Annotated in this window: 12 protein-coding genes; 5 read left to right on the top strand and 7 right to left on the bottom strand. The window is 73.6% G+C overall.

The genetic code is table 11. The features are described 5' to 3' along the window. Nucleotides 1-8: 8 nt before the first annotated feature. A complete protein-coding gene (locus ACLQ26_RS06175) occupies nt 9-848 on the bottom strand; it encodes a helix-turn-helix domain-containing protein (RefSeq protein ID WP_425743497.1) in 840 nt (279 codons plus the stop codon). Between the two features lie 133 nt (nt 849-981). Between ACLQ26_RS06175 and ACLQ26_RS06170 the strand changes: the two genes are divergently transcribed. Together ACLQ26_RS06170 and ACLQ26_RS06165 are read left to right on the top strand one after the other, a co-directional pair. Further along, a complete protein-coding gene (locus ACLQ26_RS06170; protein ID WP_425743496.1) occupies nt 982-1,899 on the top strand; it encodes an SDR family NAD(P)-dependent oxidoreductase in 918 nt (305 codons plus the stop codon). Nucleotides 1,900-1,907: 8 nt separating this feature from the next. Further along, nucleotides 1,908-4,067: a hypothetical protein gene (locus tag ACLQ26_RS06165; RefSeq protein WP_425743495.1), complete on the top strand. Its 2,160-nt coding sequence runs from the start codon at nt 1,908-1,910 to the stop codon at nt 4,065-4,067. Between the two features lie 17 nt (nt 4,068-4,084). Here ACLQ26_RS06165 and ACLQ26_RS06160 read toward each other — a convergent pair whose 3' ends face one another. From ACLQ26_RS06160 to ACLQ26_RS06150, 3 genes are all read right to left on the bottom strand, one after another. Then, nucleotides 4,085-4,480, bottom strand: a complete 396-nt coding sequence (locus ACLQ26_RS06160) for a hypothetical protein (RefSeq protein WP_425743494.1) — start codon at nt 4,478-4,480, stop codon at nt 4,085-4,087. Then, nucleotides 4,477-4,926: a hypothetical protein gene (locus tag ACLQ26_RS06155; protein ID WP_425743493.1), complete on the bottom strand. Its 450-nt coding sequence runs from the start codon at nt 4,924-4,926 to the stop codon at nt 4,477-4,479. The genes ACLQ26_RS06160 and ACLQ26_RS06155 overlap by 4 nt, the downstream gene beginning before the upstream one ends. Before the next feature lie 225 nt (nt 4,927-5,151). Further along, the gene (locus tag ACLQ26_RS06150; RefSeq protein WP_425743492.1) at nt 5,152-6,030 is read right to left on the bottom strand and encodes an alpha/beta fold hydrolase; all 879 of its coding nucleotides are present in this window, start codon (nt 6,028-6,030) and stop codon (nt 5,152-5,154) included. A 137-nt stretch (nt 6,031-6,167) separates the two neighbouring features. Between ACLQ26_RS06150 and ACLQ26_RS06145 the strand changes: the two genes are divergently transcribed. The 3 genes from ACLQ26_RS06145 to ACLQ26_RS06135 all read left to right on the top strand — a co-directional run bounded on the left by ACLQ26_RS06145 (nt 6,168) and on the right by ACLQ26_RS06135 (nt 13,190). After that, nucleotides 6,168-9,602: a BTAD domain-containing putative transcriptional regulator gene (locus ACLQ26_RS06145; RefSeq protein ID WP_425743491.1), complete on the top strand. Its 3,435-nt coding sequence runs from the start codon at nt 6,168-6,170 to the stop codon at nt 9,600-9,602. Nucleotides 9,603-10,123: 521 nt separating this feature from the next. After that, nucleotides 10,124-11,746, top strand: a complete 1,623-nt coding sequence (locus ACLQ26_RS06140) for a Na+/H+ antiporter (protein ID WP_425743490.1) — start codon at nt 10,124-10,126, stop codon at nt 11,744-11,746. Between the two features lie 145 nt (nt 11,747-11,891). Further along, nucleotides 11,892-13,190 carry a hypothetical protein gene (locus ACLQ26_RS06135; protein ID WP_425743489.1) on the top strand — a complete coding sequence of 433 codons (1,299 nt, stop codon included), beginning with the start codon at nt 11,892-11,894 and terminating at the stop codon, nt 13,188-13,190. Nucleotides 13,191-13,199: 9 nt separating this feature from the next. On the opposite strand, the gene ACLQ26_RS06130 is transcribed toward ACLQ26_RS06135, so the two are convergent. The 3 genes from ACLQ26_RS06130 to ACLQ26_RS06120 are packed head-to-tail and all read right to left on the bottom strand — an operon-like array spanning nt 13,200 to nt 15,604. After that, entirely contained in the window at nt 13,200-13,946 is a 747-nt protein-coding gene (locus tag ACLQ26_RS06130) for an amino acid ABC transporter ATP-binding protein (RefSeq protein WP_425743488.1), read from the bottom strand. Then, nucleotides 13,943-14,722, bottom strand: a complete 780-nt coding sequence (locus ACLQ26_RS06125) for an amino acid ABC transporter permease (RefSeq protein WP_425743487.1) — start codon at nt 14,720-14,722, stop codon at nt 13,943-13,945. The genes ACLQ26_RS06130 and ACLQ26_RS06125 overlap by 4 nt, the downstream gene beginning before the upstream one ends. 39 nt (nt 14,723-14,761) lie before the next feature. Continuing rightward, entirely contained in the window at nt 14,762-15,604 is an 843-nt protein-coding gene (locus tag ACLQ26_RS06120) for an ABC transporter substrate-binding protein (protein ID WP_425743486.1), read from the bottom strand. Nucleotides 15,605-15,724: the final 120 nt, after the last annotated feature.

Genomic DNA, 15,724 nt, shown 5'->3' with positions numbered 1-15,724 from the left:
AAGGGACTTTAGTGGTTTTTGTTCGTTTCTGGCGCTGAAACGGCTGCACCAAGCCGGGCGAGCGCGCGGTCGGACGGGCTGCCCGGCTCGGCGTGGTAGACGACCAGCGACTGACTCGTTCCGTTGATCGTGAGCTTCTCGTAGCGCAGCTCCAGCTCGCCCACGACCGGATGCCGGAACACCCGTAGCCCGCCGCCCGCGCGGGCGGCGACGTCGTGCCGGGCCCACAATCGCCGGAACCGCTCGCTGCCGGCGGTCAACTCCTCGACCAGTTCGGTGAGCCGGGGATCGTCCACCTCGACACCGACCTGGGCCCGCAGGCCGGCCACCGCGGTGGCCGCGACCGCCTCGGAGGCCGGGTACAGCGCCGGCACGCACGGGTCCAGGAAGACCGCGCGCAGCAGGTTCACCCCGGCCCGGTAGATCGGCGCCAGCGCGGTCGCCATCGGATTGGCGAAGAGCACGTCCAGGTGCCGCCCGTGCACGAACGCGGGTGTCAGCGGCCACGAACCGACCAACTGTCGGATGCCCACCGGCACCCGCTCCGCGCGTCGTACCTGCCGGCCGGCGGGCGCCTGACCGCCGAGGCGACGCAGGTGGGCCGCGGCCTCCGCGTCGAGCAGCAGCGCCCGGGCCAGCGCGTCGAGCACCTGCGCCGAGGGGTGCCGGTCACGGCCCTGCTCCAGCCGCAGGTAGTAGTCGGCGCTGATGCCGGCCAGCAGGGCCAGCTCCTCGCGCCGAAGGCCGGGCACCCGCCGCCGGCCGTGTGCCGGCAGCCCGACGTCGGACGGACCGACCAGGTCGCGCCGGGCGCGCAGGAATTCGCCCAGCGGGCCGGCCGTGCTCACGCGTCCATCGTAGGAGCCCGCCCGGCCCGCCCAGCCTGGTCCTGCCACTACCAGGAAAACCAGGAACCCGGATAACTGGCGGTGGCCGGGTGACAGTGTTTGGCAGGAAGCGTGCTCGAGACAAGGGGCAGAGATGACTGAGCGAATCAGGACGCCATTCGGTTTCGCCTCGACCGCCGACGAGGTCCTCGCCGGAGTCGACCTGAGCGGCAGGCGGGCCGTCATCACCGGAGGCGCCGCCGGCATCGGCGTCGAGACCGCCCGCTCGCTGGCCGCCGCCGGGGCCGAGGTGGTCCTCGGGGTACGCCGGGTCAGCGCGGGTGAGCAGGCCGCCGCCGACATCGCGGCCAGCATCGGCGCGGACCGGGTCACGGCTCGTGAGCTGGACCTGGCCGACCAGGATTCGGTACGCCGATTCGTCGCCGGCTGGGACCAGCCGCTGCACATCCTGGTCAACAACGCCGGGATCATGGCGCTGCCCGAGCTGGAGCGCACCGCCGAGGGCTGGGAGATGCAGTTCGCCACCAACTTCATGGGGCACTTCGCGCTTACCGTCGGCCTGCACGACGCGCTCGCCGCGGCCGGTGGCGCCCGGGTGGTGTCGGTGAGCTCCAGCGGCAACCTCTTCTCGCCGGTGGTCTTCGACGACCTGCACTTCGCGTTCCGCCCGTACGACCCGTTGCTGGCCTACGGGCAGTCCAAGAGCGCCGAGGCGTTGCTGGCCGTCGAGGCGAACCGCCGCTGGTCCGGCGAGGGCATCCACGCCAACGCGCTGAACCCCGGCGCGATCGCCACCGGTCTGCAGAAGCACACCGGCGGGCTGCGTACCCCCAAGGAGCGGCAGAAGACACCGCAGCAGGGCGCCGCCACCTCGGTGCTGCTCGCCGCGTCCCCCCTGCTGGACGGCGTGGGCGGTCGCTACTTCGAGGACTGCGCCGAGGCGCCGGTGGTCACCGAGCGGCCCGCCGACTACACAGGCGTCGCGGCGTACGCGGTCGATCCGGGCAACGCCGAGCGGCTCTGGACCGTGGCGTCGGACCTCCTCGCGTAGCGGCCCCGATGCCGCAGGCAGCGTCGCGCCACGGCGACCAACCGCGCTGCGACGACGTGGTGGAGTTGCGGGTGCACGGCGTGTCGGGGGCGCGACCCTCGGTCATCCTGGGCGCGGAGCGGGTCCGGCAGGTCGCGGGCGACGCCCGGGGAGGCTTCCACCGCCGCGACGGGTCGGACGGCACCGACCCGGACGGGGTGACGCTGGAGGCGTACCGCTGGGGGGACCTGCCCTCGGGCACCGTGGCCCGGACGCTCGCCCTGGTCCTCCTGCTGCCGTTCATGCTCAGCAACGCGGCGGTGTGGATGCGGCCCACCGGCAGCGGCGCCACCGCGGTCACCGTCCTGTGCCGGCTCCTCGCGCTCAACCTCACAGTGCTGTACGTGGTGTCCATGGCCGGGGTCGCCCTCGACCTGCTCGCCTGGCGGTGTCTCGGCGCGGCCGCCTGCCGCGCGCCCTTCGACAACCTGGCCGGGCTCGACGACCGACCTGTGGGGCAGCGGCTGGCCGTGTCGGCGCTGCTGCCGATCGTCGCCGTCGGGGTCCTGCGACTGCTCGGCACCCGTCGCTCCCGCCCGGCCGGCAATCCATTGTGGGCGGTGGAGCCGCTTGTGGTGCGGCTGCGGGCGATCCACGTAGCCGCCGCGCTCGCCGTCCTCGACGTCCTGCTCCTCACGGCCCGTCGCGGCGGCGGCCCGACACCAGGGACGACGCTGCTGCTGACGCTCAGCGTGGCGGTCCTGGTGGCAAGCGTCGGTCTGCTCGTCGCCCCGGGGTTGATCGACCGGGCAGCGACCGCCCGCACCGCCACGGTGACCGCCCGAGCGACGGGCGTGCTGGCGGCGGGTCTGACGGTGGCGACTCTCGTGGCTGTCGCACGCGACGAGCGTGGCTGGCCGTCGTCGGCCGGGCTCCCCGGCTACGACGGGATCGCCGGCGGCGCCCTGCTCGGCCAGATGGTGCTGCTGGTGGTGCTCAGCGGCGTGGTGCTGTGGCACCGCGGCCGGTCCGCGCTGCCCCGAGGGCTGGGCGCGGCGCTGATCGCGGCCATCGCGGTTGGCCTGACCGGCGCCTTCTCCGCCGGTCTGGTCTACCAGGCGGGGGTGCTGCTCGGTGGCTACCGCGGCGACGGAGGGCCGCCGTTGCCGTACCGCTGGACGCTGCTGGCCTTCTTCCTGCACGTGGCCGTGGCGGTGCTGCTCTGCGGGTCGATGACCCTCCTGTCCCGGCGTCGCCGTCGCGGGGCGGCGGAGGCGATCGTCGCCCGCGACTTTCCCGCGCCGCCGCCGGAGGCGACCGGACGGTTGCGGCGGGTCACCAAGGCGGTGACCCGGGCGCGGTTCACCGAGTGGGTGGGCCTGCTGGCGGCCACGTACGCGTCTCTGGCGGTGGTCGGGCTGGCCACGAGTCTGCTCGGGCAGTTCGGGCACGAGCCGGACGAGCTGGCGCGGCACTATCTCGGGCTGCCGGCCGGTGCGGTCGGGATGGGGCTCGCGGTGGGCACCTACCTCCTCGCCGCGGTGCTCCTCGCGTTGGTGTTGGGAGGTCTGTTCGCCTACCGGACGGCGTGGTTCCGCCGGCACGTCGGGATCCTCTGGGACCTGGGCACCTTCTGGCCCAGGGCCGCCCACCCGTTCGCGCCCCCGAGCTACGCCGACCGGGCGGTGCCGGAGCTGGCCGACCGGATCGGCCACCTGACCGAGCGGCACGCCGGGGTGCTGCTGTGCGGGCACAGTCACGGCTCGGCGTTGCTGGCCCTCGCGGTGCTGCGGCTGCCGCCGACAGTGCGTCGGCGGGTCGCGCTGCTCACCTACGGCTCCCCGCTGGACCGCCTCTACGCCCGGCTCTTTCCGGCGTACCTCGACGAGACGGTGCTGCGCGAGGTGGGGGAGCGGGTCGAATGGCGGTGGCTCAACCTCTGGCGGGACACCGACCCGGTCGGCGGTTGGATCTTCGCGGCGCACCGGCCCGGCGATCCGCCGCCGGAGGAGGCCGACCCGGCCGGCCGCGTGGACCGGCGGCTGCGCGATCCCACGGCCCTGCTGCCGTCACCCGGGGAGCGTCGACCGCCACCGGTGCGCGGGCACCACCCTGGCGAGTCCGACCCCGCGTTTCGGGCGGCCGTCCGTGACCTCGTCGGCCGGCTGCGCTCCCCGGGCGGCGGATGAGCCGTCCGCGAGGCCCGTCACCGGTCCTCGGACAGCCGCTCGGACTCCGTGACCACAGCGCGGATCTTGCGCAGGGTGGCGTCGGGGGCGTGCACCGCGGTACGCCACCTGTCCAGCGTGCGGGTCAGCACCCGGACGACGAACTGCAACTGGTTGACCTGCTCACGCAGCAGCCCCAACTCGGATCGCGAGGTCACCGCCTGGCCCTCCAACTCGGTGATCCGCGTCTGCAGGGGCTGCACGAGCGTCAGTGCGGCCTCCGTCAGCGTGTCGGCGGCGTCGGCCTTGAACTTGCCGCGCTGTGACACGACTGTGGCGATGGCGGCCAGGCCCGTCGTCCCACCCAGGATGCCGAGCAGGCTGAGCAGCACCTGGACCCACTGCGGCGCTTCGGGTGTCGGTGCCGAGATCACGTGACACCTCCCACGACCCGTCGGTGCGTCGCGCACTGGTGGTCGTAGGCCAGACAGCGCAGGTCGGCGGCGACCTGGGCGGCCCGCCAGAACGCGCCCAGTGGCACCGCGCTGATCAACGACGCCGCAATGAGGCCCTGTGCGCCGGCCACCGCCACCAGCGCCACCGCGTACATGCCGGTGATGGTGCCGAGCACCAGGACGGACGCGAACTCGATACCGAGGCCGGTGGAGAGCCGACCGGGCCACAGGATGCCCGACAGGCCGCCCACGCCGACCATGATCAGGGCGACCTCCCAGCCGAGCTGGAGGGGTTCCGGCATGGACAGTTGCACCGACGGTGATCGGACGTCGAGCACGAGCAGGAGGAACCCGCAGATGGGCGTCGTGACAAGTGCGGCGACCTCGAACGGCTGGTTCTTGGCCCGGGGGCGGAGATGTCCCACGGCGACTCCTTGATCGGACCATGAGCGCCGGCTCGCCTCCGGGCCGATGTCGTGCCAGCTCGCGCGCACGATCAGGTTCACCCGGTGGCGTGTGGACGGTCGATGGTCGAGGCGATGGGCGACTCGCCGTCGTTGGCTGCCGGTATCTGCTTGTGTAGCACCGGCGACCGGGTCCCGTCCACCCGGTGCGGCGTCGTATTTCCGCAGGTCAGAGCCGCTCGCGTATCAGCGCAGCAGCAGGTCGCGCAGCGCCCGGACGACCACTGCCGGCGCCTCCTCCGCCATGAAGTGGCCGCAGGTGACCGTCTGGTGCTCCAGGTCCGGGGCCCAGGCCCGCCACACCGCCGCCGCGTCGTAGCCGAGCGCCGCGCCCCAGTCCTGCTGGAGCACCGTCACCGGCATCCGCAGCCGGTTGCCGGCCGTCCGGTCGGCAGTGTCGTGGACGACGTCGATGCCTGCGGACGCCCTGTAGTCGGCCACGATCGAGGTGACCGCGTTCCGGGACGCGCGCAGGTACGCGGCACGCGCCTCGGGCGGCAGCGCGTCCTCGTCGCGGGTCCAGACGTCGAGGAAGTGGCCGAAGAACGCGTCCGGGCTGGCGCCGATCATCTCCTCGGGCAGGCCCGGCGGCTGCGCCATGAGGTACAGGTGAAAGGCGACAGCGGCGTCGGCGCCGTGCAGCACGTCCCACATGTCCAGCGTGGGCAGCACGTCGAGCAGGGCGAGCCGGCTGATCGCCGCCGGGTGGTCGAGGCCGGCGCGGAACGCGACCAGGGCGCCCCGGTCGTGCCCGGCCAGGGCGAAGCGCCCGTGGCCGAGCGCACCGGCCAGCGCCACGACGTCGGCTGCCATGGTCCGCTTGGAGTACGCCGTGCCGTCGCTGTCCACGGGCTTGTCGCTGTCACCGTAGCCCCGCAGGTCGGGGCAGATGACCGTATGGTCGGCGGCCAGATCGGCCGCTACGTGCCGCCACATGAGGTGGGTCTGCGGGAAACCGTGCAACAGCACGATCGGTGGCCCGGAACCACCCACGGCGGCGGTGAGCGTCACGCCGTCGGCGACTGTGACGCGCTGGTAGTCGAATCCGTTGATCCTCGGCTGCACGGGAAACCTTCCTGGTGAGCGGGGCCGGCGGGCGGAGCGCCCGTCGCCGTCGTACGTCACCGAGGCTGCCCGACGGTGATCAGCGGACGGTCAGCGCCGAATCAGTGCGGGCCGGCGCGGCCGCCTAGATTGGTGCCATGACCAGGCAACCGTCGCCACCGGTGGGGGTGACGTTCGGCGTGCTCGGGCCGGTGACCGCCACCACCGCGGGCGGTCCGGTCCCGCTGCGGGGGCACCGGCAGCGCCTGGTGCTGGCCCGATTGTTGATCGCCCACGGTCGGGTGGTGCCTGTGGAACGCCTCGTCGACGACCTGTGGGAGGTCCCGCCGGACGGCGCGGTGGGCGCGATCCGCACGTTCGTCGCCGACCTGCGCCGGGCGTTGGAGCCCGACCGGCCGCCCCGGCAGCCACCTCGCCTCCTGGTCACCGAACCCCCGGGGTACGCGCTGCGGGCCGCCCCGGAATCGGTGGACGCCTACCGCTTCGAGGCGGCCGTCGGCGAGGCGGGACGGCTGCTGACCGGGGAACTTCCCGCGCCGGCCCTGACCGTGCTCGACGAGGCACTCGGGCTCTGGCGAGGGCCCGCGTACGCGGACTGCGCGGGCGCCCTCTGGGCCGTCGCGGAGATCAACCGCCTGGACGAGTCGCGGATGCTCGCTGTCGAACGGCGCGCCGAGGCGCTGCTCGCGCTGGGCCGCCCGGACGAGGCCGCCGCCGACCTGCCCGCCCACCTCGCCAGCCATCCGCTGCGGGAGTACGCCTGGCGACTGCTCGTGCTGGCCCGGTACCGCTCCGGCCGGCAGGGCGAGGCGCTGGCGGCGCTGCGCGAGGCCCGCGACGTCCTGGTGGCGGAGCTGGGTCTGGACCCGGGGCCCGAGTTGCGTCGGCTGGAGGCCGACATCCTGGCCCAGGCGCCACACCTGACCCCCACCCCCGCCGTGACCGTCCCGGACGGTGGCGAGCCCCTTCGGGACGGCGCGACGGGACCCGCGCCGCAACGACCGGTCGTCGGTCGGGACGCGGAGCCGGAGCGGCAGCGGCCGTTCGTCGGGCGGGACGCGGAGCGGGAACGGCAGCGGCCGTTCGTCGGGCGGGACGCGGAGCTGGAGCGGCTGCGGCACGCCGGCCAGGCCGTCACCGGCTCCGGTCGGCCCGCGCTCGCCCTGCTCAGTGGGGATCCGGGTGCCGGCAAGACCGCCCTGGCCGAGGCGCTGACCCGGCAGCTCGCCGCCGAGGGCTGGGCCACGGCCTGGGGCCGCAGCCCCGAGTACGAGGGCGCCCCACCCGCCTGGCCGTGGACCCAGATCACCGACACGCTCACCGAGCCGGCGGGGTCGGGCGGGCCTGCCGGGTCCGGCGACCCGCTGGACGGCGGCGGAACGGCCGGGACCGGCGGCGCGGCCGATCCCGCCGTGGCCCGCTTCCGTCGGCACCGCGCGGTGGCGTCGCTGGTCTCCGCGGTCGCCGACCGGGCACCCCTCCTGCTGGTCCTGGACGACCTGCACCGCGCCGACGGCGACACACTGGATCTGCTCACCGCCCTGCTCACCGGGCCGCAGCAGGCCACCGGGCCGATCCTGGTCCTGGGCACCTACCGGGCCACCGAGATCAGCCCGGAGCTGACCGCCGCCCTGGCCCGCGCCGCCGGGCTCGAACCGGTACGCGTCTATCTCGGCGGCCTGTCCTCCGAGGCGACAGGCGAACTGGCCCGCGCCCTCGCCGGAACGGAGCTGGACCCGCCGACCGTCGGTCTGATCCACCACCGCAGCGGCGGCAACCCGTTCTTCGTCCGGGAGTTGGTCCAGTTGTACGCCGGCGCGGGCGACGCGGCGCTGGCGGCGGTGCCGCCCGGGGTGCGCGACGTCATCCGGCACCGACTCGCGCAACTGCCCTCGCCGACCCGTACCGTGCTGCGGCAGGCGGCGGTGCTCGGCCGGGACGTCGACCCAGACGTGCTCGGCGCGCTGACCGGCGACCCGGCGGCGCTGTTGGACGCCGTGGACCGCGCGTTGCAGGTCGGGTTCCTGACCGAGGCGGAAGCCGACGGGCGACTGCGGTTCACCCACATCCTGGTCCGCGACACGCTCTACGCGGATCTGTCCGCGGCGCGGCGCGCGGCCTGGCACGCTGCCGTGGCCGAGGCGTTGCAGCGGCGTCAGCCCGTCGACCCCGCCACCGTGGCCCACCACCTGCTGCGCGCCGGCGGATCGGCCGCCGCCCTCCGGGCCGCGGGCTACGCACGTACCGCCGCGGAACAGGCCGAACGCGACGGCAACCCGCACGAGTCGGCCCGGCTGTGGGCTCAGGTCGTCGACGCGTACGACCGGGCCGGGGGGACCGAGCGGCGTGAGCGGTTGAGCGCGGTCCTCGGTCTGGGGCGCGCTCTGGCGGTGACCGGCCGGTTGGCGCAGGCGCGCGGGTACCGCGCCGAGGCCATCGCCGACGCCGAGGCGGTCGGGGACCCCCGGCTGACAGCGGAGGTGCTGGCCGGGTTCGACGTGCCAGCGATCTGGACCCGCAATGACGACGACAGGCTCTCCGAGCGGATCGTCCGCGCCGCCGAGCACGCCCTGACCGGCCTCGGGCCGACCGGCTCGGCGCAGCGCAGCCGGCTGTTGAGCACGCTCGCGCTGGAGCTGCGCGGCACCTCCGACGACCGTGGCCGCCGGGCCGCCGCCGAGGCCGAGCGGATCGCCCGGACCGTCGCCGACCCCGGGTTGCTGGCCTTCGCGCTGAACGCGCGCTTCATGCACGCCTTCCACCGTGTCGGGCTGGCCGCCGAGCGGGCCCGGATCGGCGCGGAGCTTGTCGACCTGGCCGCCGCACGCCAGCTGGTGACCTTCGAGGTGCTGGGTCACCTCATCCTGGTGCAGTCGTGCTGCGCGCGAGCCGACCGGGCCGGCGCGGACGGGCACGCCCGCGCCGCCGACCGCCTCGCACAGCGGTACGAGTTACCGCTGGTCGGGGTCTTCACCGGCTGGTACGCCGCCCTGCGCCGGGCGTTGGACGGCGACCGGGAGGCGGCGGCGAGCGAATACCGGGCAGCCGCGCAACGCCTCCCCGCCGACGCCATGCCGGGTCTGGCTCACGGACTGCTGCCGCTGGCGCTGCTCGGCCTGCGCCTGGCCGACGCGGCCGACGATCGGCCGGCTTACGACGACCGGCCGATCCCCGGGCCGGACGACGAGGACTGGGCGAGCCTGGACTGGGGGCCGTACGAGCCGTGGGTCCGACCCCTGCTGCTCGCCGCGGACGGCCACCGCGACGCCGCCCGAGCGGCCCTGCGGGTCCTCCCGGACGGGCCGCACGACCTGCTGCGGGAGGTGCGACTGTGCCTCACCGCGCGGGCCGCCCTCGCCGTCGGCGACAGGCCCACCATGGAGCGCGTCGCCGCCGCGCTCCGGCCGGCCGCCGCCGAACTGGCCGCCGGCAGCGGGGTGCTCACCGTCGGCCCGGTGGCCGGACACCTCGCCGACCTGGCTGCCGCCCTGAACTGCCACGAGGAAGCCGCCGTGCACCGCCGTACCGCCCGCCTGCTCATCGCGCGCGCCCGCGCCGACGACCCGACCTGAGCGCCGTCGGGCGCGTTGTTCATCTAGACGAGTAAGTCCGAACTCAAGACGGGGCCGGGGTTGCTGCGGAGGGCGCTGGCCATCCGCTGCGGATGCCCGCCGGTGTCGATGTGCCGTTGAGCGGTATACCGCAGAGGTATGAATATGACTGTGCGGTATACCGCGGACGACCGCATCCGCCCCCACGGAGGTGACCGACGGTCACCTCCGGCCACTGACGGTCGGCTGCGCCCATCACCCCGGCCAGGGTTAGGGGAACGCGTGAACAAGGGTGCCAGTCGCGGTCACTGAAGTGCCCTCAGAGTGCTCGGGACCGCCAGCATCAACTTCCGGCAGCCTGCTTCGGCGTGCGTCCAGACTCGATCATGAGCGGCAACCCCGGTTGGTCTGCGTAGCACTTCTCTCCCTGCTCACGCTTCCTCCCGGTGCCCGTTCTCGTGCCACACCGCACGCCCCCGCCGCGCTCGGGCTACCCGGCGACTTGCCGGTTCCCCTGGAACCGGCAACCGGGGTGCGGTCAGATGGAACCACCGGCGTCCGTCGTCGGCCGGGGATCGAGGGGGTACGCCGTGGAGGTGCTCGTCCTGATCGTGGTGCTGGGCGTCACCGTCCTGGTCGGCACCACCCTCGGCGGTCGGTACCGGGTCGCGCCGCCGGTGCTGCTCATCGCCTTCGGGGTGCTGCTCGGGCTGGTGCCGCCGCTGTCCGAGGTGACCCTGGAGCCGGACCTGGTGCTGCTGATCTTCCTGCCCGCGATCCTCTACCGGGAGAGCCTCACCATCAGCCTGCGCGAGATCCGGGCCAACCTGCCGGTGATCGGGCTGCTCGCCGTGGTGCTCGTGGTGCTCACCATGGTGACGGTGTCGCTGACCGCGCAGGCGTTCGGCGTGAACCCGGCGGCCGCCTGGGTGCTCGGGGCGGTCCTCGCGCCGACCGACGCCGCTGCGGTCACCGGCCTGGCCAAGCGCCTGCCCCGGAAGCTGCTCACCACCCTGCACGCGGAGAGTCTGATCAACGACGGCAGCGCCCTGGTGATCTTCGCGGTGGCCGTGGGTCTGCTCACCCACAGCGAAAAGCCGGGGCTGCTGGGCATCGGTGAGGAGTTCGTCGGCGCCAGCATCGGCGGAATCGTCGCCGGGCTGCTGGTGGGCGTCGTCGTGGTGCTCATCCGCAAGCGGCTCGACGACCCGCTGCGGGAGGGGGCGCTGAGCGTGCTGACGCCGTTCGCCGCGTTCCTGCTCGCCGACGCGGTGCACGCCAGCGGTGTGCTGGCCGTCGTGGTCGCCGGCCTGGTGCTGGCGTACGCCGGTCCACGGGTGATCCGCGCCCGGTCCCGGGTGCTGGCGTACGCGTTCTGGGACCTGTCCACGTTCCTGATCAACGGTGGGCTGTTCGTTCTGCTCGGCACGCAGATCCCCCGGGCGGTGAAGGGCATCTCCAGCACCTCGCCGGGCCGGGCCCTGGCGATCGTGCTGGTGGTCACCCCGGTCGTCGTCGCCACCCGGCTGCTGTTCGTCTACCTGACGGCGGAGTCGGCGAAGCTGCGGCGTCGCCGGATGGTGGACCAGGACCAGTCGGCGTCCGGCTGGCGGGTGGGGACCGTGGCCGGCTGGTCCGGTTTCCGGGGCGCCGTGTCGCTCGCCGCCGCCCTGGCCGTCCCGACGATGACGGCCACCGGCACACCGGTGGCCGAACGCGACCTGATCATCTTCGTCACCGCGCTGGTGATCGTCCTGATCATGCTGGTGCAGGGCACCACCCTGCCGCTTGTGGTGCGCTGGGCGGGGCTGACCGGCGACCCCGAACGCGTCGACGAGACCCGACAGGCCCGCCAGCGCGCCACCCAGGCCGGCCTGGACGCGCTGCCCCGCGTCGCCGCCGAGGTCGGCGTCGAGGGGGAGACGGTCCGTCGGTTGCAGGCCGAGTACCAGCGGCACCTGGAGGACTTCAACGAGAGCGGTGGGCGTACCGCCGAGGAACGCCGGCTGGACCGCCGACTGCGCCTCGGCGTCCTCGCCCACAAGCGGCGGGAGTTGACCCGGCTGCGCGACAACCGGGAGATCGACGACCTGGTGCTCCAGGAGCTCCAGGCCGCCCTGGACAACGAGGAGATCCGGCTGCTGGGGCGAGGACCGAACGAGTGACCGCCCGCCGTGACCGGCCCGGTCGCGCCTGACGGATTGGTGACACCGCCGCACGCCCGCACGGGACGTTCGGCCACGTCGTAGGCGGGTACGGTGAGAGCCGGTTCGGCATCCGTCGATGTATTCGGTTCGCGAGGGGGTGCCCATGGCCACCGGAGCGAGCGAGGCCGACCCCCGGGTGGTCACCGAGCGCGAGTTCCTCGACGAGCTGGTCGCGGTCACCCGGGAGCGCGCCGCCACCGAGTTCCTCTACCTGATGGCGTCCGACGACGCGGTCGTCGGTGTCCAGTGGGAGCAGCCCGGCGTGGACCATCGCCGCCACTACCGGGTGCGCGACGCCTGCCCGCACTGCGTCCTCCTCACGGGGGTGCTCGCGCTGGCGCCGATGCTGCCGCTGGACGTCATGCGCGCCGGGCGCGCCCGACCGCAGTACGAGACGGTGCTGCGCACCGGGCGGCTGCCCCACCTGGCGTTCGCGCGGCCCGCCGGTCCACCCGGCGCGAGCTGGCTGGGGGACTGCCACGCGGTCGACGGTGACCCGCACTCCGCCGCCGACTGTCCCCGCCACGCCGTGCCCGCGCCCACCGGCGACCCGCTGGAGCTGCGCCTCGGGTCGCTGCCCCGGGCCGTGCGTGAGTTGTACCCGCACGACGGCGCCGCGACCGCCGACCTCCAGCAGCGGCTGCGGATCGCCCAGGACTGGCGGGCCGACGCGCAGGCGGTGGCGAGCGGCATCCGCGAGGCGGCGGCGACCTGGGCGTTCCTGCGCAACTCCTGTCTGCTGGGCGTGCCGGTGCCCGGCGTCAACGGTCTCGTGCTCACCCTGCCGCCGGGCCGGGCCCCGGACGACCGGCCCCTGGCCGAGCTGCACGCGGCAGCGGTCCGCGCCGCGCCCCACGGTGCTGGCCCGCTGCCCTACCAGCAGCGGGCCTGCCTGCTGCCCGAGCCGGCCTCGGGAACGCACCGCATGCCGACGTACGCCGGCGCGGTGGACCTGACCGCCGCGGCGCCGGTGCGTACGCTGCGCCTGCCGACGCCCCGCCGGCCGCTGAGCACCACCGGCAGGGGGGTGCTGCTGCTCTACGAGGCCCGGCACGCCATGGGCCGGCACGTGGCGAGCGCGCCGGTGCGTGACAGCGCGTACTGGGACTCCGAGGCGGCCCTGAACGTCTTCGAGTTCACCCTGCTGGAACGGGTCGCCGGGCGGCACTACCAGGAGGCGGTGGCCGCCTACGTCCAGGCGCTGCGCCGCGAGGGCGACCTGCTCACCCGCCCGCACAAGGTGCTCGACAGGCGCCGGCGCAAGGCGCTGTCGCTGGCGTTCGGCGGGCTGGACGACGAGGAGTTGCACCTGTGGGCGTCGGTCGCGTACCGGAACGCCATCCTGGAGCTGCTCGGCGACCTGAAGGCGTTCGCCGGGCACCTGCGCCGCCAGGCGGGCTGAGCGCCCGTCTCAGAGCACCTGGGCGAGGAAGCGGCGGAGCCGGGGATGCTCGGCCCCCTCGAAGATCCTGTCCGGCGGGCCGGCCTCCAGCACCACACCCCGGTCCATGAAGGCGACGGTGTCGGCGACGTGCCGGGCGAAGCCCATCTCGTGGGTGACCACCACCATCGTCATTCCGGCGGCGGACAGGTCGGCCATCACCCCGAGCACCCCCTTGACGAGCTCCGGGTCGAGCGCCGAGGTGGCCTCGTCGAAGAGCATCACCTCGGGCCGCAACGCCAGCGCCCGGGCGATCGCCACCCGCTGCTGCTGACCACCGGAGAGCTGCGCCGGCCGGGCGTCGGCCTTGTTGGCGAGTCCCACCAGCTCCAACTGGGCGCGGGCGACCGCCGTCGCCTCGTCCTCGCCGAGTTTGCGCAGCCGACGCAGCGCCAGGGTGACGTTGCGCAGCACGCTCATGTGCGGAAAGAGGTTGAACTGCTGGAAGACCATGCCGATCCGCTGGCGCAGCGCGTCCGGGTCGTCGCGCAGGACGCTGCGTCCGTCCAGCAGCACGTCGCCCCGGTCGGGCTCGATGAGCCGGTTGAGCGTACGCAGCAGAGTTGACTTGCCCGACCCGGACGGCCCGATGACGCAGGCGGTCGCGCCGCGCGCCACTGTGAGATCGACGCCGCGCAGCACGCGGTTCGGCCCGAAGGCGAGGTGGACGTCGCGGGCCTGGAGGCTTACCGAGGTGGTGGTCGCGAGGGTGGTCATCCCCGATCTCCTTCCGGTGCCCCGGTCAGTGCCGGAGCGTCGTCGTCCTCGTCCTCGTCGGCCGCGGTGGCCGGCCGGCCGTGCCGCAGTCGCCTGTCGATCCCGTTCACGACGTGCGTCAGCGGGACGGTCAACGCCAGGTAGAACAGTCCCGCCAGCAGCAACGCGGACTCGTTGCCGGTGGTGGCCGCGTAGTCCTGCCCGATGCGGAACAGCTCCCGCTGGCTGGCCACCAGGCCGAGGAAGTAGACCAGGCTGGAGTCCTTGATCAGCGCGATGAGCTGGTTGACCCAGGCGGGCAGCACCCGCCGGATGCCCTGCGGGATGATCACCAGCCGCATCGCCTCGGCCCAGGAGAAGCCGAGGGCCCGCGCGCCCTCCAACTGGGCGGCCTCCACGGACTGGATGCCGGAGCGGAAGATCTCCCCGATGTACGCCGCCGCGATCAGCGACAGCGCGAGGATGCCCAGCGGGTACGGGTCCGGCCCCCAGACCCGCATACCGAAGGGTGCCAGCCCGACGCCGATCAGCAGGATCGTCGCCGCGGCCGGCAGCCCCCGGAACACGTCGGTGTAGACGCGGGCCGGCCAGCGCAGCCACCGACTGCGGGAGATGCCGGCCACGGCCAGCAGCAGGCCGAACACCGTGCCGAGCAGGGCGGCGGAGACGGCCAGGATCAGCGTGTTGGGCAGCCCGACGGTAAGCATCTCGGGCAGCGCCTCGCGCATCGCGTCGGCGTCGAAGAAGGTTTCCCACAGGGTGCTCAACGGATCCATCGGTCGCCTCTCCTACCGCCCCGCTCGCTCGTCACCGGTTCAGGAAGCAGCTGACGCCGACGGCACAGCTGACGCCGTGCCGCTGCCTGGCTTGAAGTCCGCCGGGATCGGCCGGCCCGGGTAGTACTGGGCCTGCAACCGGCTCCAGGTGCCGTCGGCGATGACCTCGTCGAGGCCCTTGTTCAGTGCCTCGCGCAGCTTGTCGCTGCCCCTGGCCACGGCGTACGCGGTCGGTGCGGGGCTGAGCTGCTTGGCCGCAACGGTGATCTTGCCGTTGCTGTCGGCTGCCGACTTCTCGCCGATCTCCGCCGGTGCGATCCACGCGTCGGCGGTGCCCGCCTTGAGCTGGTTGATCGCGCCGTTGTAGTCCGGCACCCGCACCGGGTCGAGCTGCTTGCCGGTGGCGTAGTCGTCCTGGACGGTGCCCTGCACCACCACGACGCGCTTGCCGGCGAGCTGGTCGAACCCGGTGATCGGCGAACCCGCCGGCACGTCCAGCCCGAAGTAGCCGAAGTCGTACCCGTTGCCGAAGTCGACTGTCTTCTTGCGCGCCTCGGTGATGGTGATCGAGGAGCTGCCCACGTCGAACTTGTGGTTGTTGACCTGGGAGAGCAGCGCGGAGAAGTCGGTGCCGACGAACTCGACAGTGAGGCCGAGCTTGCCGGCGACGGCGGTCAGCAGGTCGTTGTCGAAGCCGGTGAACTTACCGTCCTTGAGGTACACGTTCGGCGGAGCGTCGGTGAGCGTGCCGGCGCGCAGCACGCCCGCCTGCGCAAGGCCGTACGGGTTGCCGGCGGCGCCGGACGAGTCGCCGCCACCGCAAGCGGTCACCCCGGCGGCCGCCAGAACGGCGCCCGCGCCCAAGGCAACGAAGCGGCTCAAACCAAAGGAAAGTCGCACAGGTGTCTCCAAAAGGGTGCGTCGACCCGGTCGATCATGAAGTTATTGCCGCGACACGCCGGTCGGGCGGGCAACAACTTCATGATCGACAGCGGGGTGGGT

Origin of the sequence: Micromonospora sp. DT43 (assembly GCF_049841645.1) — a bacterium.
Taxonomy (GTDB): Bacteria; Actinomycetota; Actinomycetes; order Mycobacteriales; family Micromonosporaceae; genus Micromonospora.
Note: the sequence above shows the minus strand (reverse complement) of the source record. Positions and strands in the feature narration are given on the sequence as shown.